This is a genomic window from Nonomuraea sp. NPDC004702 (genome assembly GCF_053601695.1).
The window spans coordinates 69381-90247 of record NZ_JBSGCE010000016.1 but is presented as its reverse complement, the minus strand read 5'-3'; the positions used below and the strand labels follow the sequence as shown (position 1 = coordinate 90247).

Below are 20867 nucleotides of genomic sequence, written 5' to 3'. Positions count from 1 at the left end.
CCAAAATGGATTGCCAAAGCCACATGGAGTCAGCGTTGGCCCTAGGCAAGAACTTGTCTTGAGTGCGGCAAGTGAGCTACCCTCCGGACGTCGGACGACGTCAACCGCTACCCGGGAGTTCGGACATGCTCGAACAACCACTCTTCGGCCGCCGACTGAGGCAACTGAGGACCGAACGCGGCCTGACGCTCGCAGCCCTCGCGGGCGAGGGCATGTCCACCGGATACCTGTCCCGGCTGGAATCAGGGGCGCGTCAGCCCACCGAACGGGCCATCACGCACCTGGCCACCCAGCTCGGCATCAGCCCCGCCACCCTCACCCAGTCCACCGCCACCTCCCTGGCCGAGAGCCTGACCCTGGCCACCGGCCTGAGCCAGGACGAAGGCGGCCAGACCCTCAGCGACGCCCTGAAAACCTCCCGCGGGGAGGACCCCCTGCTGCGCTGGCAGGCCCTCTGGCAAGTCGCCGAATGGCGTCAGTGGCGTCAGGAGTACGCCGAGCAGCGCACCTGCCTCGACGAGCTGGCCACGCTCAGCGCGCAGATCGGGCTGCCCGAGCTGCAGTCCAGGGTGCTGGCCGCACTGTCGCGCTGCATGCGCAGCACCGGAGAGATCGTCGGCGCCGTCGATGCCGCAACACACGCCTACGAGCTGGCCGAACGCGAAGCGCTGCCCGCCCGCGTGCGCGCCTCCACGCTGCTGGCCCTGGTGTCGGCGCTGGCCGAGGCCGGGCGGCTTCCCGACGCCGCCCGGCATGCCGACGAACTGCTCACGCTGGCGGACCAGGTCTCGGGAACGCTGCGGACACAAGCCGTGTGGACCGTGGCCAACATCCGGGTCCGCCAGGGCGACCTCGACACCGGCGCGGAGCTGATGGACCAGGCCATCGACGGCTTCGACGGCCGTGACGACCTGACGCTCTGGATGCGCCTGCGCCTCGGCGCGGCCCGGCTCGACCTCAGGGCCGACCCGCCCAGAACGGAGTCCGCCCGGCGGCGTGTCACCGAAGTCCAGGCCGCGATGCCGTTCGCGGGCGCCCCCGCCATCGAGCAGCAACTGCTGGCCGTGCGCGCCCGGATCGCCGTCCTCGCCGGCGACCTCGACGAGGCCCGCACGGTCCTCGACCGGCTGACCGGCTTCGACGACCTGCTCACCTACCAGGAGCGGATGCGGCTCGACGTCCTGCGCAACCGCGTCCTGCTGCAAGAGGGCGAGCAGGAGGCGGCGCTCGCCGGGCTGCGCAAGCTCGCCGAGCAGGCCCAGCAGAGCGGCAACATGGACCTGGCCGCGGACATCTGGCGACTCGTCGCCGAATCCCTGACCCAGTAGGACGCTGTTCCCGCCCGGGTGGCGGCGTGCTGCTCGCTTGGAAGATCGACCCGACGTACCGGGGTCAGCTGGAGGCCAGGGCCACTGCGGGAGGCAGGTGGGAGGCCCTGATCGCCGAGCAGATCCCGGCGACCGCGCCGACGGCCGGTGTGGCGGCGAAGGCGCCGGCCGGCACCCACGCGGGCACTGTGGGGGCCAGCCCCGCCACAGCGCGTACCCGGCGGTCACCAGCCCGCCGAGCGCGCTCTCGGCGTGAGGTGGCGGTCGGCACGCATCTGCGGGGCTGTGTTCGCGGCCGGCCGACGCCCTCCCCGCCTCCGCAGCCGGCGCGCAGGCGGCCGTCGACGCCGGCCCCCGCCGAGTGCGGCCAGCTGAAGATCAGCCCGGCCCGTACGGGGACGGTTGGGCGCCGCACCACCTGCGGCATCCGGCGCCACCTTGGCGCAGCACGGTCCGTACGGCCGCAAGCCGGAAATGTGCGATGCATCGAAAACACGGACCGGACGGGCAGAGCCCCGCTACCGGGGGCTGCGTACGGAGAATTCGTTGCCGTCCGGGTCGAACATCAGGATCTGGCCGCCATTATCCTCACCGGCACGCGTCGCCCCGAGCGAGAGCAGGCGATCGACCTCCGCCTCCCAGTCGGCGTCGGCGAGCGTCACGAGCTCGAAGCACAATCTGTTCGTGCCCGTCTTCGGCGCCACCGGAGGACCGCCCCACGTGATCTTCGTGCCGCCGCTCGGCGACTGGATCGCGGTCTCCTGGTCCTGGTCCCAGACCAGTGGCCACCGCAGCGCCTCGCTCCAGAAATAGCCCACCTCCTGGGTGCCGTCGCAGGCCAGCGCACCGATGACACCAGTGTCGGCGAGGAACTTGTTGCCCGCCTCGATGACGCAGAACTCGTTGCCCTCCGGATCGGCGAGCACCACATGTCCCTCTTCCGGGAGTTGGCCCACGTCGATGTGCTTCCCGCCGAGTCTCAGTGCTCTGGCCACCGTCTGCTGCTGATCGTCCGGGGAGGTGCTGGTCAGGTCGAAGTGCGCCCGGTTCTGGCCGATCTTCGGTTCCAGGCTCGGCAGGAAGCGGACGCGGAAGCCGGCAGGGTCGGGCGGCAGGATCGCGACGTCGTCGTCAGGGCCGTCGGCCATCTCCCAGCCCAGTACCCCCGACCAGAACCGCGCCAGGTCCGAGGGACGGATCGCATTGAAGCAGATCGCGAACAATTGACTCGTCATACCTCACGCATCCCCGATTCACCAAGATTGATACAAGTCGGGCTTCGCCGGCACAGCCTAAAGGGCGTCCACGCGACGCCGCACCTGAGTTTCGTGGCAGGCGGTCCGGACGGGGGACGCGACCGGTACACCACTTGCTCCCCGCCCATGGACGAGTCCTGGGCGCCGACCGACACCCCAGCGGGTCCTGGATCCACACCTACAATGCTCACCACATCGCCGACCTGCGTCCGTTCCCGGGCCTGACCACGAGGGAGGACAACGATGCGGAAGCAGACCCTTCCCGCGCTCGCCCTCGCCGCCACGGCGGCCCTGTCCGCCTGTGGTGGACCCAGCGGCGGCGCACCCGCGACACAAGCGGGCCCGAAACAGGTGCAGGCCCCCGGCTCTGAGGCGAAAGGCTCTCTGGACCTGTCGCTGTTACGCGTGGTCGAGGCCGACTTCGACCCGTACAGAACGCCGGAGGATCTCGCCGCGGACCGTCCCGTCGTGGCAGCCGGAACAATCGACGGCTGGCAGCAGGGCCCCGTTCTGAAGACTTATCCCGGCGGTCCTCTGAACCATCGCGTCGTCCTGCGGATGCGTGTCACGGAAGCGCTCAAGGGCGTCAGGGGGCGGAAAACGATCCCTGATGGGCTCGTTTACATAGAGCTCAGCCAGGGTGGTGTGGTCAGCGATCCGAAGGTCCCGGTCGAGCAGTGGAAGCCGCGCAGATCCGTCGCAGATTTTGAAGAAGCGTTTCCGGTCGGCACCAGGATGCTCGCGTTCCCGCGCGAGCATCCTGGTCAGGAACTGGAGGTGCACGACCCGGGGGAACCTCTTCCGCCGGGTGCCGAGCTGATGCTCGTGCCTCCGCAGGGGCTGATATTCGAAGATCCGCAGCTGGTCGGACGGCGATCCGGAGGCACGGCTTTGGTAGGGGGCAAGGAACGGCTGAGCGTCGGAGGCGAGGCATGGTCCAGCGCCAGGGACATGGGTGAGTTGGTCGCCCGCCTGAAGCAGCACGGAATCACCGAATGACTCAAGGCCCCGTGTTGGACGAAATCGTCGCTTGTTACGGCGACATGCTGAGCGTCCTCGACACCATCGCCTACACGGTGACGCTTCCCGATTCCGGTGTCCTGTCCATCAAAGACGCTGTAGGCCGACTCGGGGCAGACCTCGCCACCCTCCAAGTTCCCGACGAACTGCCGCGCAGCACCGGCTCCATCAGCCTCTACCAGGTCGGCAACGGCATCGTCACGCTGGACTGGGTCAACCCGGGCGGCGACCGCACGGAGATGACCGAGCGACTCGCCGGCCAGGGGTTCCGGCACTGGTACGTGTCCTTCGACATCGAAGGCAACACCAGCATGTACGCCCGCTACGGCCACACCGAGGGCTTTCTCCATCACCCGGATCCAGACCCCCTGCCTTTCACGAGATGGGCAGACCACCTGGGTCCCTTGAGTCCGTACATCGACCTTCTCGCGAGCGGCTATGACAGCGAGGACGCGGAGGCGAGGGTGGACATCATTGCGGCCTGCCTTGCCGTGGTGGAGCTGGAAAGCGGCGTCCGCCTGGACGAAGCACTGATGGACAGCCCCCACTCGGCACTGCCGATCCCTCTGTGACGCAGCTCGCCGACACCCAGCGGAAGCTGTCGCCGAACCGGCCGATCACCGCGGCGGTGAAGTCATGACCCTTGGCTGATGTAGTCCACTGGGCGCTCAGGGCACTCCAGGCAGACGAACATGTAGAGCGATCCAGCGTCCTGGATCATGAGATCGGTGGGGTTCTGCACTTCTTCAGGGGCGTGAGGGGTAAGCAGCGCACGCTCTTCGATGGGCGCCCAACGCCTGCCGCTCTTGATGTCGAGTTCCCAGCTCGCAATGGTCAGCAAGTGTGCCATCTCATGGCCTCTGCCGCACTCGAACTGCACCGGATCCTGGATCCAGTCCACCCAGCCTCCGACCTTGCTCCCTGGAGCAGCTGAGAGGTGCGAGAAGTAGCTCCAGTCGTCAGAGTTCGAGGCATCCTTCTGCCATGCACTGATCCGAGCCCCGAGCTCATCGGGAAGCTCCCAGCCATCCGGGTACTCCTCCACCCGCTCCGGCGACAGGACGCAAGCCATGGGGAGATACGAGTCGTCGCTGTCAGGATCCGGCTCGGGGGCCTTGGTGAGCAGACTTCCGACCTCTTCCGCCTTGCGCCAGCGCACGATCGGATGAGGCTGAGAGTACGGCTCGTGATCGAGCGGGCACCACAACACCTGGAGGGTGTCGGTGTCATCGGGGAAGGGCAGCTCGGGAACGTCATGGGCGAACAGCTGCATGACCGCGACGAGCGGAAGTGGATCCCACCCCTCCGAGGGGTGATGAGACAGCGGCTCAGGACAGATCGGCCAAGGCTCATCAGCCGGCCACAACAACGGCCCGCCCAGAGAGCTGTCCATGACGGCCGGCTCTCCCCGGCGTGGATGCAGACGAACCGTGGTCCGGTGCTGACCTGCCAGTTCAGGGAAGACAGCCGCCAAATCGAACGGCGCCGAAGGCGTCGTCAACCCCATGCGCACCACTCCGATCACAACAGAGGACGTCGTAACGGCACACCGTAGAGCAGCTGACTGACAGAACGAATCTGCGCGGTGAAGCGTCGACAGCGAGGAATGGATCGCCGTTCGTCCACAGCCGGCCCAGATGCACCCACGTTCCCGCATCGGCCCATTGTGGATGCAGGTACAGCGAAAGCTGCCCGAGAGCTCCCCGCCGCCGTGAAGGGTGCCTGCTGACGTACGTACGGGAAATGATCTAGGCTGGGCGCCCTTTTACTGCGATCACATGGCGGCTGTATTGCTTCCGTTATCGGCGATTCCTCCGCGCTGGGGAGTGCCCCTTTTGACCTTGGCGGCTCTGGCGGCTCCCGCTTCGCGTACCTTGCAGTGGCGCCTTTCTGACGGGCCGACCTACTCGGCGCACGGCTATGCCTGCCCCTTGAGTGCCGAGCCGTGGAAACCCGGGAAGTTCGATTGGCTGATCGAGATCAACTGGGGAACCATCGTCGCGGAGTTGTCCGGCTGGCCCACCGGGGTGATGGCGCTGGGGCTGTGTGCGACTCTCGCCCTTCGTGGCGGTTGGGGGGCGTTCGCCGCATGGGTGACGGTGGCGCTGTTCGTGGTCTTCGCCGGGGTGTTCAGCCTTCCCTACGCTGTTCGGGTCATCTTGGACGATTGCCGGGAAACGCTTGAGTTCGGCGGCTGGGACATCGTCAGGTTCGGGCCGATACTGCACTATTCGGCGGGCGCGGTGCTGGTCATGTTCTTGGCGCTGGTCCGGCGTGCGGAGACGGGCGGCGGCGTCCCGGGTTCCTGATGGGCAGATCGGCGTCCGCTACGTCGAGGAGGCGCAGTCGGTCTCCCATGCGTAATCCGCGGGCGTGTTTTGCGCACCGGTTTCTCCCTCCTGAATGATCACGGGGAGTGTGGCACGTGGATCTGACATTCCGGCGGGGATCACCGGCGAGCGGTGCGCCGCACTTCGTCGTGCGGTTGACCGTCGTGAAGACCCGAGGAGGGGGACGGGTGCCGGGTGGCCGTCGGCGTAGTCCTCGGCGCGGTCAACCTGCCATGAGGTGATCGGTCGAACCCGTGAGGGCCGGTCGGGCGTAGTGGGTGCTGGACAGGTGTACGCCGGTGGCGCGGGAGGCGAGGGCCAGAGCGCCGGGGATGGGGTCTTCGTGGTGTCCGTCCCCGTCGTCGTACAGGCCCAGTTCGCGGACATCCGCGAGCAGCCGGTCGGGATCGTCGCCCTCCCGGTAGCGGTAGCCGTACAGGCCGAACGTGGTGATCAGGCGGTCGTTCACCCTGTAGGTGAAGTCCGAGTCCTCGACATCGGCGAACACCATGGCCACGGCCGTGCCCAATGACAACGGCTCGGCCAGGTTGCTGACGTACTTGGTGGCCCATCCCGTGTCGGCGAGGACGGTTCCGCCCCGAGCGGCGTAGGCGGCGACGTTGAAGTCGCCGTGAGTGCCAGGGGTGACCTTGATCCGTCGGAGGGCGTCGGCGGGGGACAGGTCACGGACGAACGTGATGCACAAGACGGTGGTGCCGACACCGTCGGTCCACCGGTCGCTCAACCAGGCGTAGTCTGCCGAGGTCGCCCCGCCCATGCGCGCTCCTGGATCGTTTCGGGTGGCCGTCAGCCTAGACCGGACCGCGGATCCGCCGCTCGATCACTCGGACCGGAATCCGCTACGACAACCGATGACAGTGATTCGCAAGGACGTCACGGTGCAATATGGGTCATCTCGTCGGGCTCAAACGGAGTGTCGGTGCAGGGAAATATGAAGTGTCCGGACTGCGGGGTGATGTTGTCCGGGGCCGGGCTTCAGGGGCCGGTTTCCAGATGCCCGGGATGTGCGCTGCCTCTGCAGGGCCCCGTCGCGCATGAGCTCTGGCAGGTGGACCAGGCTCTCGCCAGCTTGGGGAACCAGCTCGCCGGGCTGCAGGCCCGCCGTACGGAACTGCTCCGCGCCTTACGCGCCGAGCCGGCGAGCGCCGGTGCGGCGGGCCACCCACAGGCGAGCGCCGGTGCGGCGGGTCAGCCAGAGGCGAGCGCGAGCGCGGGCGCGGCGGGTCAGTCAGGAGCGAGCGCGTTGCCGCCGTATTCGGGGGTGGCGGCCGGGTCCGGGGGTGCGGGCCATGGCGCGGTGAGGCCGGAGGTTTCCGCGGGTGCTGCGAAGAATGTCCTGCTCATCCTCGGTGGTCTGCTGCTGACGGTGGCCGCGGCGGTGTTCACCGTGGTGAGCTGGGGCCGGCTGGGCATAGGCGGGCGCGCGGCCGTGCTGGCCGCGTTCACCGCGCTGGTGATGCTGGCGCCGGTCGTGCTGATCCGGCGCAGGCTCACCGCGACGGCTGAGACCATGGCCGGGTTCGCGGTCGCGTTGCTGCTGCTCGACGGCTACGCGGCCAGGCGGGTGGGACTCCTCGGGGTGGACTCCCTCGACGGGTTGCAGTACACGGCGGGCGTTTTCGGGCTCACCGCGCTGATCCTGGTGGCCTATGCCCGGATCACCCGGCTTCACGGGCCTGCTCCCGTCGCCGTGGTGCTGGCGCAGCCGGTCCTGGCGCTGCTGGTCGGAGACTGGTCGGTGACCTGGCTGGTGGCCGCGCTGGTGACGACGGCGGCGCTGGACGTCGTCCTGGTCCGCCGCGGCCGGGGAGCGGTGCGGGTGACGGCCGCCTCGACCGGCAGCGGGGTCGCGGTCCTCGCCCTGCTGAGCGGCGTGCCGTACGCGCTGGGATCGCCTTCCGTCGGTCAGGCGCTGGTCAGGTCGGTGCCGCTGGTCGCCTTGGTGCTGCTCGGCGGGTGGGTGACCTGGCTGCTGGCCAGGCGGGGCGACGCCGAGAGGGAGATCTGGGGCTCCGCGGTCGCCGTCGGGACCGCGCTCACGCTGATCGCCGTGCCGGCGGCGCTGGCGCAACCGATGCTGGACGGTCCGGGCATGGACTGGCGTCCCCTGGCCTACCTCGTCCCGGCGCTCGGGGTGGTGCTCGCCGCCTGCCGGTTGCCCTGGCGGCGGGTACGGGCCGCGGTCATGGGCACCGGCGGGCTGGTGGCGCTGCTGACCACGCTGACAGTGCTGCCCCGGCTGGTGGTCACCCTGGCGGCGCCGTTCGCCTGGCTGGACGTCCTCTGGACGGGCGCCTGGAACGGGCGGGAGTGGCCGCCGTTCGAGATGGCGTCGCCGGTGGACGTGGTGGTCCTGGCCATACCGGCGGCCGCCCTCCTGGCGGCGGTTGGGCGCGGCCATGGTGGGTGGTTGGGCAAGGTGGCGGCGGCCGGGGCGTTGGTGGCCGGGGTGCTCGCGATCGCGGTCGCCCCCCAAGCCTTCGGGATGCCCTACCCGGTCGCGACGGCGGTGCAGGCGGCGTCGGCCGTCGCGCTCGCGGTGGCCGCCACCCGTGGCCGGACGCCCTGGTGGGCGGTGGCCTGCGCGCTCGTCGCCGCTCCCGTCTCGGTACGGGCGGCGGCGTACGCGTTCGGCAGCGAGCCCGCGACGCTGATCGTGCTGCCGATCCTGGCGGCGGCGGCCGCCGCGATGGCGCTGTCGGCCAGGCCGAAGGAGCTCCGGCTCTGGGGAGTCGGCTTCGCCGCCCTGTTCCTCGGCCTGGAGGCGGTGGCGGCGGGGCTCTCGCTGGGCGTGCGCCTGCTGGTCGCGGGGAGTTTGGGGTTCGCCGTGGCGGGGGTGCTGGTGCTGCTCATGTCGCTGTGGACGGGTCCGGCCGGCCGGAGCGGCGGGACCGGCCTCAGGTACGCCGGCGCCGTCCTGCTGCTGATGGCGTCGTGGCTGCGGCTGGGGGCGGACGAGGTCACCGTCGTCGAGGCGTACACCGTGCCGTGCTCGCTGGTGCTGCTGGGATCCGGCTGGTGGCGGCGGCGCGGCGCGGCGGTCACGTCGTGGGCCGCCTACGGGGCGGGTCTCACCTTCACGATGCTGCCCAGCCTGGTGGCGGTGTACTCGGACGCCGAATGGCGGCGGTCGCTGGCGCTCGGCGTGCTGGCGCTGGCGGTGCTGCTCGCCGGGGTCCGGTTCAAGCTCCAGGCGCCCACGTCGATCGGCGCGGTCGTGGTCGCCGGGGTCGTGGTGCGGGAACTGGCTCCGTACGTGTCGGAGCTGTTCCTCGCGGTGCCGCGCTGGGTGCCGATCGCCGTGGGCGGCCTGCTGCTCGTGGTGGTCGGGGCGACGTACGAGGCCCGCATGCGCGACCTGCGCCGGCTGCGCGACACCCTCGCGACGATGGGCTGAGGCCGCAGGGCGGCGGGGGCCGCCCGCGTCCTGCCGGGTGTCAGCGGCCATGTCAGGGCGGTGACGGCGCGGTATCAGAGCGGTCCGCGATGGTTGACCCATGAACGGTTCAGCGATGCGGCCCCAGGGCCGCGAAGCGGGCCAAGTGCCCGTCCCTCCAGGGGCGGGCGTCGGAGACCACCACTCGCAGGAGAGCATCATGCAGTTCACCACCCCCGCCCCCGTCCGCGTCGTCCTCGACATCCCCGCGGGACGCGTGCAGTTCGTGGCGGACGACCGGAGCGACACCACGGTCGAGGTCCGGCCCGCCAACGCCTCGAAGAGCCGCGACGTGCAGGCGGCGGAGCAGACCACGGTCGACTACGCCGACGGCGTCCTGCGGATCGCGACCGCGGCGAAGAGCCAGATCCTCGGCCCGTCCGGGTCGATCGAGGTGACGGTCCAGCTGCCGGCCGGTTCCCGCGTCGAGGCCAAGGCGGCCAGCGCCGAGCTGCGGACCACCGGACGCCTCGGCGACGTCGCCTTCGAAGGCGCGTACAGCCGGATCGAGATCGAGGAGGCCGCGAGCCTCCGCCTCACGGCGGTCGACGGCGACGTCGAGGTCGGCCGGCTGGGCGGGCCCGCGGAGATCAGCACCGCACGCGGGGACATCCGGATCGCCGAGGCCGCAGGCGGCAAGGTCGTGCTCCGCACCCAGTCCGGCGACATCTCGATCACCGCCGCCAACGGCGTCTCGGCGGCCCTGGACGCCGGCACCAGCCACGGCCGCGTCACCAACGCACTCAAGAACGACGGGACCGTCGAGCTCGACATCCACGCCACCACCTCCAACGGCGACATCACCGCCCGCAGCCTGTGACCCGTGGCTTCCGACGAGAGGGCGGGGCCGACCCGCCGGAACCGCCCTCCGGAAGAAGCCGCAGGTCAGAGCGCTCATGTGGCGGGACTGTGAAACTGTCGGCCAAGCCCGCGCAAGCTCGGGACCTTGCGCCGGCCGCCGGTTCCAACAGCAGGTCAGAGGCCCTTCGGGGCCTCTTCTGCGTTGCGGGGAAGGCCGGGCTCAGGAGTCGCGTCGCAGTGAGGACAGGCCCCACAGTTCGGCGATCCGTCCGTCGCGCACCCGCAACATCTCCAGCATGGTCGGTGGCTCCCGGTCGGGAATGCCGTGCACGCTCGTGCGGACGGCGACCGTGTCCCCCTCGACAATCAGGTCCTCGACGACCACCTGGACCTCGGGGAACGCCTCGTGGAACCGCCGCCACGCCTGGGAGACGCTGTCGGGGCCGGTCGTGCCCAGGGGGTGGCTGTGGAAGTCCGCCGCGAAGATCTCCGTCGTGGCGGCGTGGTCGCGGGCGTTGAAGGCGGCGTACATGCGGTGGGCCGCGGCTCGTGCGTCCTCGGTCATCGGCTCTCCTGTTCGGTCATGTTCGCGCGGACGCGGCGCAGGGCGTCCAGGACGAGGTCCCGCTGGTGCGGCGGGACGCCGTCGAGGAGCCGCTCCTGGTACGCCTGGTGCGAACGGTCGAGATCGGCCGCGCATCGTTGGCCGGCGGGGGTGAGCGCGGACAGGGTGTAGCGGTTGTCCGCCGGGTCCAGGCGGCGGCTGACCAGCCCTTCGGCCTCGAACTCCTTGACCAGCCGGGTGACGCTCGCGCCGTCGATGCCGAGCGTCCGGCGCAGCTCGCTGTGGCTGGTCTCGCCGTCGCGCCGCAGGCGGATGAGCAGTTGGACCCGGTGGGGGCTCATGCCCACGTGCCGGGCGAACGCCTGCCGGAGCTCGGCGCAGGCGCCTCCCAGCTCACGGAAGAACGTGTCCTCGGCGGTCTCTTCGTGCACTATCTTTTTATATCGGCAACTCTTGATGAGCTCAAGAGTCAACGGAAGATCGTGTGGCACACCCGCGCCCGCAACCCCTCGAACCTGGCGCACGGCGAGTGGTGGTGCCTCCGCCTTTTGGCGTGCTGCGGCTTCCTCGCCGTGCGCTTCGCTGTGTGCTTCGCCGTGTGTTTCGCCGCGGTCTTCGGCCGCGTGACCGGGTGGGGCGGTTGGGCGGCCGGTGGCCCGGGAGGCGCGGACGGAGCCGCCTGCGGGACGGCCGCCCTCACGACGCCCGCCGGCCCGCGCCCCTGGGCTTCCTCCTGCAGCCCGCGGCTGACCGTGAATCCGACGAACACGCCCGTCCCGAGCGAGAGGGCGACCGCGATGACGACGAAGACGTGGCCGAAACGCCGCCGAGGGGCGAGCGGCGATCCCCGGAAGAGCGCGGACGGCGGAAGGACGCCCTTGCCGCGTGCCGCGGACCGGGATGGGGCCGGACGGATGAACACGGAAGATGGCAGGTCGTTCATGGTCGCCTCCGAGATCACGCTCAGACGGTTGCCGTCTGGCCCGTATGACGCTCGGCGCAAGCACTCCGGTTCTGGAGTTGGCGGATCTTTGGGCAGGTCGGGCCCAGGTCCTGACACTTCGACTCGCCTGGGCCCGGGGGCAGGCGAGGCTAAACACGCCCTGATGGGTCGGCTTGGATTCGCGCCCACACACCAACTCCCTGTCCCGTTTTTCGCCAATTGGGTGCTTTGTCGGTTTTCCGGGTAGGTCAAGCCGCGGCGAGCAGGCGTCGGCGTGTTCGGGGTCTGTCCGCGCGCACTGGACCGCGCACTGGACCGTGCACGACTCCAGTGCGGGTCGAGATGGTGAGCGAGCGGAAGGAGAGCTGACCATGTCGAGCAGATTGCAGATGGCCTTTGCCGTACTCGCCGGGTACTACCTCGGCAGGCGCCACAAGTTGCGCACGGCCGCGGCACTGGCGGCGGCCGGGCTGGCGGGACGCGCCAGCTGCGGCAAGGGCGGGGCTGGTGGCCTGCTGGCGCAGGGCGTCAAGACCCTCGGCTCCAATCCCGAGATCCAGCGGATGACCGGCCGCCTTCGCGGCGAACTCATGGACGTCGGCAAGGCGGCGGTGATCTCCGCGGCCACCAAGCAGATCGACTCCCTGACCCACAAGCTCCAGGAGCGTGGGGAGAAGTCCAAGACCGCGCAGGAAGAGGAAGCCGAGCCGCAGCCCACGAAGCGGCAGGCACCCAGGGACGAGGAAGCCGACTACGGCGAGGAGGACTACGACGAAAACGATCGCTACCAGGAGGACGACGACGAAGAGGAACCCGAGGCGCCGGAGCAGGCCAGACGCAGGCCCGAGGGTCAAGAGGGTCATGAGGGTCACAGAGGGCAGCGGCGGACACGTCCTGTCCGGCGGGTCGGCCAGTCACGGAGGTGAGTGCGGTGGCTGATGCAGCGAAGAGGACGGCAACCGGAAGCGGCGGGGAAGCCCTGGGCAAGGCCGCCGGAACGGCCCGTCGAGCCGGTCAGGCCGCGACGGGCACGGTCGAGGACGTCACCGGCAAGGCAGGGGACGTGACCGGTAAGGCCGGGGACGTCACCGGCAAGGCAGGGGACGTCGCGGGGAAGGCCGGGGAGGCCGGCCAGGGCATCGCCGACAACCTGCCGATGGACCGGCTCGTGCAGTCCGCGCAGGGGCTCCTGCAGGCGGCGGGCACGCGAGTGTTGTCCTCCGCCGGGGACAAGCTCGAAGGACTGACCGGCCGGCTCACCGATTACGTCGAACACGGCGGAAAGGGCCTGATGAGCGCGGTCACGGGCTCGGACAAGCCCGGCTTCATGAGCGGAGCGCTGAAAGGCGGCCTCACGGGAGGTCTGAAGGGAGGCATCAAGGGGGGCCTCAAGGGCGGCCTCAAAGGCATCTGGCAGAAGATCACCGGCCGTGGCGGCGGGAAGGCCGGCCACGCGAAGATCACCAACATCGTCGAGTCGATCGACATCGGTGCGCCCCGGCGCCTGGTGTACGACCAGTGGACCCAGTTCCAGGACTTCCCGACCTTCATGAAGAAGGTCGAGACCATCAACCAGGAGTCCGACGAGGAGCTGTCCTGGAAGGCCCAGGTCTTCTGGTCGCACCGGACCTGGAAGGCGCACATCATCGAGCAGATCCCCGACCAGCGGATCATCTGGCGGTCCGAGGGAGCGAAGGGGTATGTCGACGGAGCGGTGACCTTCCACGAGGTCTCGCCTGACCTGACCCGGGTCCTGGTCGTGCTGGAGTACCACCCGCAGGGCCTGTTCGAGCGCACCGGCAACCTGTGGCGCGCCCAGGGCCGGCGCGTACGCCTGGAGCTCAAGCACTTCAGACGGCACGTGATGGCGCACCTGCTGCTGAAGCCCGACGAGCTGGAGGGCTGGCGCGGCGAGATCCGCGACAGTCAGGTCGTCAAGGATCACGAGACCGCCGTCCAGGAGGAGCGGGAGCAGCAGGAAGCCGAGGAGCAGCAGCCCGAGGAGGGCGAGCGGGCGGAAGCGGAACAGCCCGAGGAGGAGCAGCCCGAGGAGGGCGAGCGGGCGGAAGCCGAAGAGCCCGAGGAGGAGTACGAAGAGGAGCCTGAGGAGGAGGAAGAGGAAGAAGAAGAGGAGGAGCCCGAGGAAGAAGAAGGGGAGTTCGAGGAGGAAGAGGGAGAGTTCGAGGAGCCTGCGGAGGAAGAAGAAGGAGAAGAGGAGGAAGAGGAGCCCGAGGAGCGTCCCGCGGCTCCGGCCGTGGCGCGTCGCGCCGGAGCGCCCACCCGCCGGTCCGCCGAGCAGGACCGGGACCGCCCGGTACGCCGGCGCCGGATCCGAGCCGAGTAGCCACTCGTCAGGGCCTGTCGCCGAGGGCCCGGCCACCCAGAACCAGGGGGAACGACATGACCGTTCAGCCTGCCGGTCGCGGTACACCGGCCAGCAGCGGCACCGCGGGGACAAGTCTGGCGGACGTCATCGACACCATCCTCGACAAGGGCCTCGTCATCGACGCCTTCGTCCGGGTCTCGCTCGTCGGCATCGAGGTGCTGACGATCGACACCCGGATCGTCGTGGCCAGCGTGGACACGTACCTGCGCTTCGCGGAGGCGGCCAACCGCCTCGACCTGTCGGCCACCGAGAAGGGTCTGCCGGAGGTCGTCGAGGGCGTGACGGCGGCCAGGGCCGTCGGCCAGGCGAACCAGCCTGACGCCGGGGAGCTGGAGGCCGCCTCCGACGAGCCCGACGAGCTGCAGGAGCTCACGGGTGAGGTCGTGGACCGCGAGGAAGAGCCGCGCCGGGCACGTCGTAGAGAGGATGACTGAGATGTCGCCACACAGAGAGGCCGCGGAGGCCGCCGGGTCCGAGGACAGGGCGCAGGCGAGCATGAACGGCTACGCGTCCTACGTGTACGGGATCGTGCCGATGGACGTCGAGGTGGAGCCCGGGACCAAGGGGGTGGGGGATCCCGGCGGGGACGTGCGGCTGGTGCCGTTCGGCCAGGTCGCCGCTCTGGTGAGCGACGTCGAGCCGGACCGCCCGCTCGGCCGCCCGCGCGACCTTCAGGCGCACCAGCGGCTGCTCGACCAGACCGCGGCGGAGGTGCCGGTGCTGCCGTTCCGGTTCGGGGCGGTGCTGACGGACTCCGAGGCTGTGGTGGAGGAGCTGCTGAAGCCGTACCACGACCAGTTCGCCGACGCCCTTCAGGAGGTGGAGGGCCGGACGCAGTACGTCGTCAACGGCCGGTACGACGAGCGCGCGATCCTCACCGAGATCCTGCGCGAGAACGGCGAGGCCGCGAGCCTCCGGCAGCAGATCGCCGGCCGCTCGGAGGACGCGACGCGCAACGAGCGCATGCGGCTCGGCGAGATCATCGAGGGCACGATCGCGGACAAGCGCGAGGCCGACACCGCGACGGTGGTGGACGAGCTCTCCGACGTCTGCGAACAGCTGGCCGTGCGCGAGCCCTCCCACGAACGGGACGCCGCGCACGTGGCCGCGCTGGTGGCGAACGACCGGCGGGCCGAGTTCGAACAGGCCGTGGACGAGCTGGCCCGCCGCTGGTCGGGACGCGTCGAGCTGCGGCTGCTGGGGCCGATGGCGCCGTACGACTTCGTCGGCACGAGCTGACCGTACGACTTCGTCAGCACGAGCTGACCGTACGGCTTCGTCAACACGAGCTGACCGCGTCGGCACGGACGCGGGCACCCGGGAGGAGTGAACATCCTTGGGACTGGGGACGTTGCTTTTTGGCTGGCCACTCATGCCGCTCTACGGGGTCGTCAAGCTCGGCGAGCTCATGCGCGACCAGGTCGAGCGCGAGCTGCACGACCCGGCCGTGGTCCGGCGCCGTCTGGAGGCGGTGGAGCAGGCCAGGGCCGACGGCCGGATCTCCGCGGAGGAGGAGGACCGGGCGGTGGAGGAGATCTTGCGGGGGATGGTCGGCTGGTGAGGCGCTAGCGGGGGGCCGCACCAGGGGAGTACGGGGGTGATGTGGTGCCTGCCAGGCAGGAGACCGAGCACAAGCGCGTGCCGGGGACGACAGGGCATGCGGAAACCGGCGGCGAGGGGCCGCCTCGCACGCGTCCGGCGGACATGCCGGCCGCCGAGGTGGCCGGGGTCGGGTTGCGGATGATGACCGAGCTGACCGGCAAGGAGGCCGAGAGCGTCACGCTGGTCGAGCCGGCCGAGGACGGGTGGCTGGTCGGCGTGGAGATGGTGGAGGACCGCCGGATCCCGTCCTCCGGTGACACCCTGGCCCTGTACGAGCTCGAACTCGACATGTCGGGCGGCCTCCTGTCCTACCGACGGGTGCGCCGGTACAAGCGCGGCAGCGGCGACCTCGCCGAGGGCTCGCGGTGAGCGCCAACGTGCGGTCGAGCCCGTACATGCCCGGGGCGTCGTACCAGCCGGCCTCAGGCGGCCGCGAGTCGGCCAACCTCGGCGACATCCTGGAACGGGTGCTCGACCGGGGCGTGGTGATCGCCGGCGACATCCAGGTGAACCTGCTCGACATCGAGCTGCTGACGATCAAGCTGCGCCTGCTCATCGCCTCGGTCGACACGGCCCGCGAGATGGGCATCGACTGGTGGGAGCACGACCCGTGGCTCACCGGCGACACCCAGGAGCTGGCGAAGGAGAACCGCAAGCTGCGCCGCCGTCTCGCGGCCCTTGAGGAGATGGTGTCCGCCCGGGTGGTGGAAGGCGGCGCCGCGACCGGGCACGCGCCCGGCCACGTGCCTGAGGCGGTCGAGCGTGGCCACTGACCAGGGCGTCTACCTCTACGCGGTCACCCGCGACGAGGGCGAGGGGCCCGACGGCCTGGCGGGGGTGGCGGGCGCGCCCGTACGCCGCCTGACGCACCGGGGTCTGGCCGCGTTTCTCAGCACGGTCTCGCTGGCGGAGTTCGGCGAGGAGGCACTGCGCCGCTCGATGGAGGACCTCGCCTGGCTGGAGGAGACCGCGCGCACCCACCACCGGGTGGTGGAGGCCGTCGCCGCGCTCAGGCCCACGGCGCCGGTGCGGCTGGTCACCGTCTACACGGGAGAGGCGCAGGTCCGGGAGCTGCTCGACGAGCGGCACGAACAGTTCGACGCGGTGCTGGCGCGGGTGGCCGGCCGGCGGGAGTGGGGCGTCAAGGCGTACGCCGTTCCCGGCGGGACGGAGCCGACGGCCGACCCGCAGGACGCGACGCAGGGCGCGACGCCGGGGGCGGCCTACCTGAACCGCCGCCGGGCCGCCCTGCGCAGCCGGGAGGCCGACTGGCGCCGGGCCGCCGAGCAGGCCCGGGCCGTGCACGAGGCGCTGATGGACGTCGCCGTCGTCGGCAGATGCCACCGCGCCCAGGACCCGCAGCTGTCCGGACGGCGGGAGCAGATGGTCCTCAACGGCGCCTACCTGGTGGACGACGCACGCGCCGCCGAGTTCGCGCAGGTGATCGAGGACGTCGCCGACCGGGGGGTCACCGTGGAGCTCGTCGGCCCGTGGGCGCCCTACTCCTTCGCCGCCCTCGACCAGGACGGTGAGGCGGCCCGCGGTGACGCCTCCTGAGCCGAGAGGAGCCCGGCTCGCCGCCCAGGGCCGCCTGCCCGACCAGCGGGTGGCGCTCGTCGATCTGCTCGACCGCCTGCTGGCGGGCGGGGCGGTGGTGACCGGCGACCTCGTGCTGTCCATCTCCGGCATCGACCTGGTACGGATCTCCCTGAGAGCCCTGCTGGTCAGCGTGCGCGAGGGGGACGCGGTCGAAGGAGGGATGCGACATGACGAGCCCGACTGACGGGCGGGTGGCCAGACCCGGCGAGTGGCGGCTGGAGACGGACGCCGACTCGGTGCAGCACGACCTGAGCCGTCTGGTGCTGACGCTGGTCGAGCTGATCCGCCAGCTGGTGGAGCGCCAGTGCGTCCGGCGGATGGACAACGGCGACCTGACCGGGGAGCAACTGGAGGCGGTGGGGCTGACCCTCATGCGGCTGGAGGAGGCCATGGCCGAGTTGTGCGACCGGTTCGGGCTGACGCCCGCCGACCTCAACCTCGACCTCGGCCCCCTCGGCACCCTGCTCCCGACGGACTGACCGCCTCGGGCTTCTTGGGTACCCGCGCGCCCGGCGGACTGACCGTCCGCTCACGCCGCCGAGCGCATCGTGAGCCGGGCGGGCAGGACGGTGGCCGCCAGGGCCAGCACGGCCGCCGCCCCGACCACCGCCGCGTACGTCCCCACCGGCACGTACGGCACCGCGGACCCGGTCATCCCCGCGCCGAACGCGGCCAGCGTCACCAGCGCGGCCCCGGTGCCGAGCACGACTGCGGTGGCCACCGCGCCCAGCGTCTCCAGCCGCAGCATGAGCAGCACCTGCCGCCGCGTCGTGCCGGCCAGGCGCAGCGCGCGCATCTCGCCCGAGCGGGCCGAGGTGGCCATGGCCAGCGTGTTGACCACGGCGATCGCGGTGAAGGCGATGATCAGGCCCAGCGCCACGAACGTGGCCTGCGGGTTCGACGCGCTCACCTCGGCGGCCCGCGCCCGGTCCAGCACCGACGCCCCGGGCAGCGCCCCGGCCAGGGCGTCCACGGTCAGCCCTGGCGCCTTGACCAGCAGGGACGCCGCGGGCTCGTCCACGTGGCCCGCCACCAGGTCGTACGGCAACGTCAGGTCGCCGAAGCCCAGCCCGCGGGTGTACACCGCGCTGACCGTCACCGTCGCGGGGGTGCCGTCGCCCAGCGTCAGCTTCAGCGGGTCGCCCACCCCGACGCCCAGCCGCTCGGCGGCGGTCGAGCTGACGGCCACGTCCTTCATCGAGCCGGCGACGATGCCCAGGTCCATCGTGCGGTCGTCGTAGGTGACCGCCTGCGCGCCGTACTTGTCCAGGCCGGACCGGACGGTCGTGCGCAGCACCCGGGTGACGGCCTCGACGCCGGGAACCTTGGCCGCCTCGGCGGCGGAGACGCCGGTCACGACGTACTCGGCGCGGGTGCCCGCGTCGGCCTGCTCCTGCGCGGCGTGGCCCATCGTGGTCTGGACGAAGAGGATCGTGCAGGTCATCGCGATCATCAGGGTCAGCGGCGACAACACCGAGGCCAGCGACCCCGAGTTGGCGCGCAGGTTGCGCGCGGCCAGGAAGCCGCCCACCCGGGAGGCCCGCAGCGGGACCGACAACACCGCCGCGGCCACCCGTGCGACCAGCGGGCCGAGCAGCGTCAGCGCGATCGTCCAGACCAGCGCGGTCAGCATCGTCACGGGCGTGGCCGCCGCCTCGGTGCGCAGGTTCGACAGGACCACCGTCAGCGTCACCGCGCCGGCCAGGGCCAGCGGCCCGGCCACCAGTCGCCACCGGGCCACCCTGCCGCTGTCCAGGACCGCCTCGCCCAGGGCTTCCACCGGCCGGATCCTGGTCAGCCGGCGGGCCGACACGCGGGCCGCGACCCAGGCGGCGCCGACCGTGGCCAGCAGCGCGGCCAGCGGCGGGAACGGGCTGACCACCAGGCCGAGGTTGGCGGGGACCGTCCCGAGCGAGACGAACTGGGCGCGCAGCCAGAACCCCACGCCGATGCCCGCCGCCGCGCCCAGCACCCCGGCCGCCCCGGCGACCAGCAGCGCCTCGCCGCCCACCAGCTTGCGCACCTGCCGGGGGGTGGCCGCCACGGCGCGCAGCAGGGCCAGCTCGCGCTGCCGCTGCTGGATGGACAGCGCGAACGTGCCCATCACGACCAGGATCGCGACCAGCAGCGACGTGCCGGCCAGCGCGCCGCCCATGCTGATCAGCTTGACCCGCGCCTGCTCGGCGTCCAGGAACTCCAGCCTGCCGCGCTCGTCGCCCGTGTAGACCACCGCGCCCTCGGGCGCCCGGTCCAGGCCGGGGAACACGCCGACCGCGCTGACCCTGCCGGGGTGACCGGCCAGGCGGCGGGCCTCGGCGGTGCTGAAGAACACGGTGTCCTGGCTCGGCAGCGCCTGCGCGGTGACGCCCACCACGCGGTGTCCGCGCAGCTCGGCGCCCACGTCGAGGCCGGCGCGCGCGTCGACGACGACCTCGCCCGCCGATTTCGGCTCGCGTCCCTTCGCGATGGTGAACGGGGTGAGCGCGGCCGACTCCCAGCCGTGCCCGGTGAAGCCGCCGAAGGGGAACGTCACCTCGGGGATCACCTTGTCGGCCCGGATCGCCGCCACGACCGACTCGGGCAGCCAGGCGCGTTCCGTCAGGGGCTTGGCCTTGGTCTTGCTCTTGCCGTCGCCCTTGTCGACGGTCTGGCGCACGTACTGGTCGGCGGCCACGATCGCGGGGGCGCCGGCGTACCGTTCGGGGGCGACGCCGCCGCGCAGGCCGGTCTCCAGCAACATCAGGCACGCGCACACCAGTGCGGCGGCGCACAGCAGGGCGAAGAACGCGCCGGCGAACGCGGCCTTCCTGTGCCGCAACGTCCTCAACGCCAAGGTGATCACCGCGTCCACGCTCCCAGCCTGGTCATGCGCTCGGCCACCTTGTCGGCGGTCGGCGCGGTCATCGCGTCCACGATCCGGCCGTCGGCCAGGAACAGCACGGTGTCGGCGTACGAGGCGGCCACCGGGTCGTGCGTCACCATCACCACCGTCTGGCCCAGGCCGTCCACCACCTCGCGCAGCAGCCTCAGCACGTCGCGGGCGGTCATCGTGTCCAGCGCGCCCGTCGGCTCGTCGCCGAACACCACCTCCGGCCTGGTGACCAGCGCCCTGGCGATGGCCACCCGCTGCTGCTGGCCGCCCGAGAGCTGCGCGGGCCGGTGCCCGGTCCGGCCCTCCAGGCCGACCCGGCGCAGGATCTCCGCCAGCCATTCGCGGTCCACGCGGGCCTTGGCCAGGCGCAGGGGGAGCGTGATGTTCTCGACGACGTCCAGCGCCGGGATCAGGTTGAACGCCTGGAACACGAACCCGATCCGCTGCCTGCGCAGCTCGGTCAGGCCGGTCTCGTCCATGCCCGACAGTTCCGTGCCGCCGAGCCGCACCGAGCCGGACGACGGCACGTCCAGCCCGGCCGCGCAGTGCAGGAACGTGCTCTTGCCCGACCCCGAGGGGCCCATCACGGCGGTGAACGACCCTTGCGGGATGCCCACCGACACCTCACGCAGGGCCGCCACCGCGCCCTGGCCCTTGCCGTACACCTTGCTCACGGCGTCCAACCGCACCACGTCCGTCATGGCTACA

Annotated in this window: 24 protein-coding genes; 16 read left to right on the top strand and 8 right to left on the bottom strand. The window is 71.0% G+C overall.

Annotated features, from left to right (window positions below; translation table 11 throughout):
• Window positions 1-125: 125 nt before the first annotated feature.
• Window positions 126-1328, top strand: coding sequence for a helix-turn-helix domain-containing protein (locus ACWEJ6_RS21545; RefSeq protein WP_452425676.1), 1203 nt, complete (start codon window positions 126-128; stop codon window positions 1326-1328).
• Between the two features lie 64 nt (window positions 1329-1392).
• Here the strand turns inward: ACWEJ6_RS21545 and ACWEJ6_RS21540 are convergent, their stop codons facing one another.
• Complete coding sequence (locus ACWEJ6_RS21540; protein ID WP_452425674.1) at window positions 1393-1755, bottom strand: hypothetical protein; 363 nt, start codon at window positions 1753-1755, stop codon at window positions 1393-1395.
• Window positions 1756-1846: 91 nt separating this feature from the next.
• Entirely contained in the window at window positions 1847-2551 is a 705-nt protein-coding gene (locus ACWEJ6_RS21535; protein WP_452425672.1) for a VOC family protein, read from the bottom strand.
• Between the two features lie 276 nt (window positions 2552-2827).
• Here ACWEJ6_RS21535 and ACWEJ6_RS21530 point away from each other — a divergent pair, with 276 nt between their 5' ends.
• Entirely contained in the window at window positions 2828-3583 is a 756-nt protein-coding gene (locus tag ACWEJ6_RS21530; RefSeq protein ID WP_452425670.1) for a hypothetical protein, read from the top strand.
• A 14-nt stretch (window positions 3584-3597) separates the two neighbouring features.
• A complete protein-coding gene (locus ACWEJ6_RS21525) occupies window positions 3598-4176 on the top strand; it encodes a hypothetical protein (RefSeq protein WP_452425668.1) in 579 nt (192 codons plus the stop codon).
• 62 nt (window positions 4177-4238) lie between these two features.
• Here ACWEJ6_RS21525 and ACWEJ6_RS21520 read toward each other — a convergent pair whose 3' ends face one another.
• A complete protein-coding gene (locus ACWEJ6_RS21520; protein WP_452425666.1) occupies window positions 4239-5129 on the bottom strand; it encodes a DUF1963 domain-containing protein in 891 nt (296 codons plus the stop codon).
• 406 nt (window positions 5130-5535) lie between these two features.
• Here ACWEJ6_RS21520 and ACWEJ6_RS21515 point away from each other — a divergent pair, with 406 nt between their 5' ends.
• A complete protein-coding gene (locus ACWEJ6_RS21515; RefSeq protein ID WP_452425664.1) occupies window positions 5536-5913 on the top strand; it encodes a hypothetical protein in 378 nt (125 codons plus the stop codon).
• Between the two features lie 244 nt (window positions 5914-6157).
• Here the strand turns inward: ACWEJ6_RS21515 and ACWEJ6_RS21510 are convergent, their stop codons facing one another.
• The gene (locus ACWEJ6_RS21510; protein WP_452425662.1) at window positions 6158-6712 is read right to left on the bottom strand and encodes a DUF6461 domain-containing protein; all 555 of its coding nucleotides are present in this window, start codon (window positions 6710-6712) and stop codon (window positions 6158-6160) included.
• 540 nt (window positions 6713-7252) lie between these two features.
• Here ACWEJ6_RS21510 and ACWEJ6_RS21505 point away from each other — a divergent pair.
• Together ACWEJ6_RS21505 and ACWEJ6_RS21500 are read left to right on the top strand one after the other, a co-directional pair.
• A complete protein-coding gene (locus ACWEJ6_RS21505) occupies window positions 7253-9352 on the top strand; it encodes an SCO7613 C-terminal domain-containing membrane protein (RefSeq protein ID WP_452425660.1) in 2100 nt (699 codons plus the stop codon).
• 196 nt (window positions 9353-9548) lie between these two features.
• Entirely contained in the window at window positions 9549-10211 is a 663-nt protein-coding gene (locus ACWEJ6_RS21500) for a DUF4097 family beta strand repeat-containing protein (RefSeq protein WP_387679886.1), read from the top strand.
• Between the two features lie 201 nt (window positions 10212-10412).
• On the opposite strand, the gene ACWEJ6_RS21495 is transcribed toward ACWEJ6_RS21500, so the two are convergent.
• Window positions 10413-10757: an ester cyclase gene (locus tag ACWEJ6_RS21495; protein WP_358289875.1), complete on the bottom strand. Its 345-nt coding sequence runs from the start codon at window positions 10755-10757 to the stop codon at window positions 10413-10415.
• Window positions 10754-11188 carry a MarR family winged helix-turn-helix transcriptional regulator gene (locus ACWEJ6_RS21490; RefSeq protein ID WP_452425658.1) on the bottom strand — a complete coding sequence of 145 codons (435 nt, stop codon included), beginning with the start codon at window positions 11186-11188 and terminating at the stop codon, window positions 10754-10756. The genes ACWEJ6_RS21495 and ACWEJ6_RS21490 overlap by 4 nt, the downstream gene beginning before the upstream one ends.
• A gap of 883 nt (window positions 11189-12071) precedes the next feature.
• Between ACWEJ6_RS21490 and ACWEJ6_RS21485 the strand changes: the two genes are divergently transcribed.
• The 10 genes from ACWEJ6_RS21485 (at window position 12072) to ACWEJ6_RS21440 (ending at window position 17766) form a co-directional block, all read left to right on the top strand.
• Complete coding sequence (locus tag ACWEJ6_RS21485) at window positions 12072-12626, top strand: hypothetical protein (RefSeq protein WP_452425656.1); 555 nt, start codon at window positions 12072-12074, stop codon at window positions 12624-12626.
• A gap of 5 nt (window positions 12627-12631) precedes the next feature.
• Complete coding sequence (locus ACWEJ6_RS21480) at window positions 12632-14044, top strand: SRPBCC family protein (protein ID WP_452425654.1); 1413 nt, start codon at window positions 12632-12634, stop codon at window positions 14042-14044.
• Between the two features lie 56 nt (window positions 14045-14100).
• Entirely contained in the window at window positions 14101-14520 is a 420-nt protein-coding gene (gene gvpJ, locus ACWEJ6_RS21475; protein ID WP_452425652.1) for a gas vesicle protein GvpJ, read from the top strand.
• A gap of 1 nt (window position 14521) precedes the next feature.
• Window positions 14522-15325, top strand: coding sequence for a GvpL/GvpF family gas vesicle protein (locus ACWEJ6_RS21470; protein ID WP_452425650.1), 804 nt, complete (start codon window positions 14522-14524; stop codon window positions 15323-15325).
• 97 nt (window positions 15326-15422) lie between these two features.
• Window positions 15423-15647: a gas vesicle protein GvpG gene (locus ACWEJ6_RS21465; protein ID WP_387679805.1), complete on the top strand. Its 225-nt coding sequence runs from the start codon at window positions 15423-15425 to the stop codon at window positions 15645-15647.
• 44 nt (window positions 15648-15691) lie between these two features.
• Window positions 15692-16057 carry a gas vesicle protein GvpO gene (locus tag ACWEJ6_RS21460; protein WP_364326847.1) on the top strand — a complete coding sequence of 122 codons (366 nt, stop codon included), beginning with the start codon at window positions 15692-15694 and terminating at the stop codon, window positions 16055-16057.
• Between the two features lie 26 nt (window positions 16058-16083).
• Window positions 16084-16461: a gas vesicle protein GvpJ gene (gvpJ, locus tag ACWEJ6_RS21455; protein WP_352355870.1), complete on the top strand. Its 378-nt coding sequence runs from the start codon at window positions 16084-16086 to the stop codon at window positions 16459-16461.
• Window positions 16451-17245 (top strand): GvpL/GvpF family gas vesicle protein, encoded by a 795-nt coding sequence (locus ACWEJ6_RS21450; RefSeq protein WP_452425647.1) that lies wholly within the window; start codon window positions 16451-16453, stop codon window positions 17243-17245. Before gvpJ (ACWEJ6_RS21455) ends, ACWEJ6_RS21450 begins: the two co-directional genes overlap by 11 nt.
• Entirely contained in the window at window positions 17232-17471 is a 240-nt protein-coding gene (locus ACWEJ6_RS21445) for a gas vesicle protein (RefSeq protein ID WP_358289850.1), read from the top strand. The genes ACWEJ6_RS21450 and ACWEJ6_RS21445 overlap by 14 nt, the downstream gene beginning before the upstream one ends.
• Entirely contained in the window at window positions 17455-17766 is a 312-nt protein-coding gene (locus ACWEJ6_RS21440) for a gas vesicle protein K (RefSeq protein ID WP_358289847.1), read from the top strand. The genes ACWEJ6_RS21445 and ACWEJ6_RS21440 overlap by 17 nt, the downstream gene beginning before the upstream one ends.
• 50 nt (window positions 17767-17816) lie before the next feature.
• Here the strand turns inward: ACWEJ6_RS21440 and ACWEJ6_RS21435 are convergent, their stop codons facing one another.
• Together ACWEJ6_RS21435 and ACWEJ6_RS21430 are read right to left on the bottom strand one after the other, a co-directional pair.
• The gene (locus ACWEJ6_RS21435; protein ID WP_452425644.1) at window positions 17817-20138 is read right to left on the bottom strand and encodes an FtsX-like permease family protein; all 2322 of its coding nucleotides are present in this window, start codon (window positions 20136-20138) and stop codon (window positions 17817-17819) included.
• Window positions 20126-20860, bottom strand: coding sequence for an ABC transporter ATP-binding protein (locus tag ACWEJ6_RS21430; protein WP_387679795.1), 735 nt, complete (start codon window positions 20858-20860; stop codon window positions 20126-20128). The genes ACWEJ6_RS21435 and ACWEJ6_RS21430 overlap by 13 nt, the downstream gene beginning before the upstream one ends.
• Window positions 20861-20867 lie beyond the last annotated feature (7 nt).

Bases quoted from the DNA above. Each gene is read 5' to 3' on its own strand.
- ACWEJ6_RS21545 (WP_452425676.1), top strand. From the start codon at position 126: ATGCTCGAACAACCACTCTTCGGCCGCCGACTGAGGCAACTGAGGACC.
- ACWEJ6_RS21540 (WP_452425674.1), bottom strand. From the start codon at position 1,755: ATGCCGCAGGTGGTGCGGCGCCCAACCGTCCCCGTACGGGCCGGGCTG.
- ACWEJ6_RS21430 (WP_387679795.1), bottom strand. From the start codon at position 20,860: ATGACGGACGTGGTGCGGTTGGACGCCGTGAGCAAGGTGTACGGCAAG.
- gvpJ (WP_452425652.1), top strand. From the start codon at position 14,101: ATGACCGTTCAGCCTGCCGGTCGCGGTACACCGGCCAGCAGCGGCACC.
- ACWEJ6_RS21470 (WP_452425650.1), top strand. From the start codon at position 14,522: ATGTCGCCACACAGAGAGGCCGCGGAGGCCGCCGGGTCCGAGGACAGG.
- ACWEJ6_RS21495 (WP_358289875.1), bottom strand. From the start codon at position 10,757: ATGACCGAGGACGCACGAGCCGCGGCCCACCGCATGTACGCCGCCTTC.
- ACWEJ6_RS21485 (WP_452425656.1), top strand. From the start codon at position 12,072: ATGTCGAGCAGATTGCAGATGGCCTTTGCCGTACTCGCCGGGTACTAC.
- ACWEJ6_RS21440 (WP_358289847.1), top strand. From the start codon at position 17,455: ATGACGAGCCCGACTGACGGGCGGGTGGCCAGACCCGGCGAGTGGCGG.
- ACWEJ6_RS21510 (WP_452425662.1), bottom strand. From the start codon at position 6,712: ATGGGCGGGGCGACCTCGGCAGACTACGCCTGGTTGAGCGACCGGTGG.
- gvpJ (WP_352355870.1), top strand. From the start codon at position 16,084: ATGCCCGGGGCGTCGTACCAGCCGGCCTCAGGCGGCCGCGAGTCGGCC.
- ACWEJ6_RS21530 (WP_452425670.1), top strand. From the start codon at position 2,828: ATGCGGAAGCAGACCCTTCCCGCGCTCGCCCTCGCCGCCACGGCGGCC.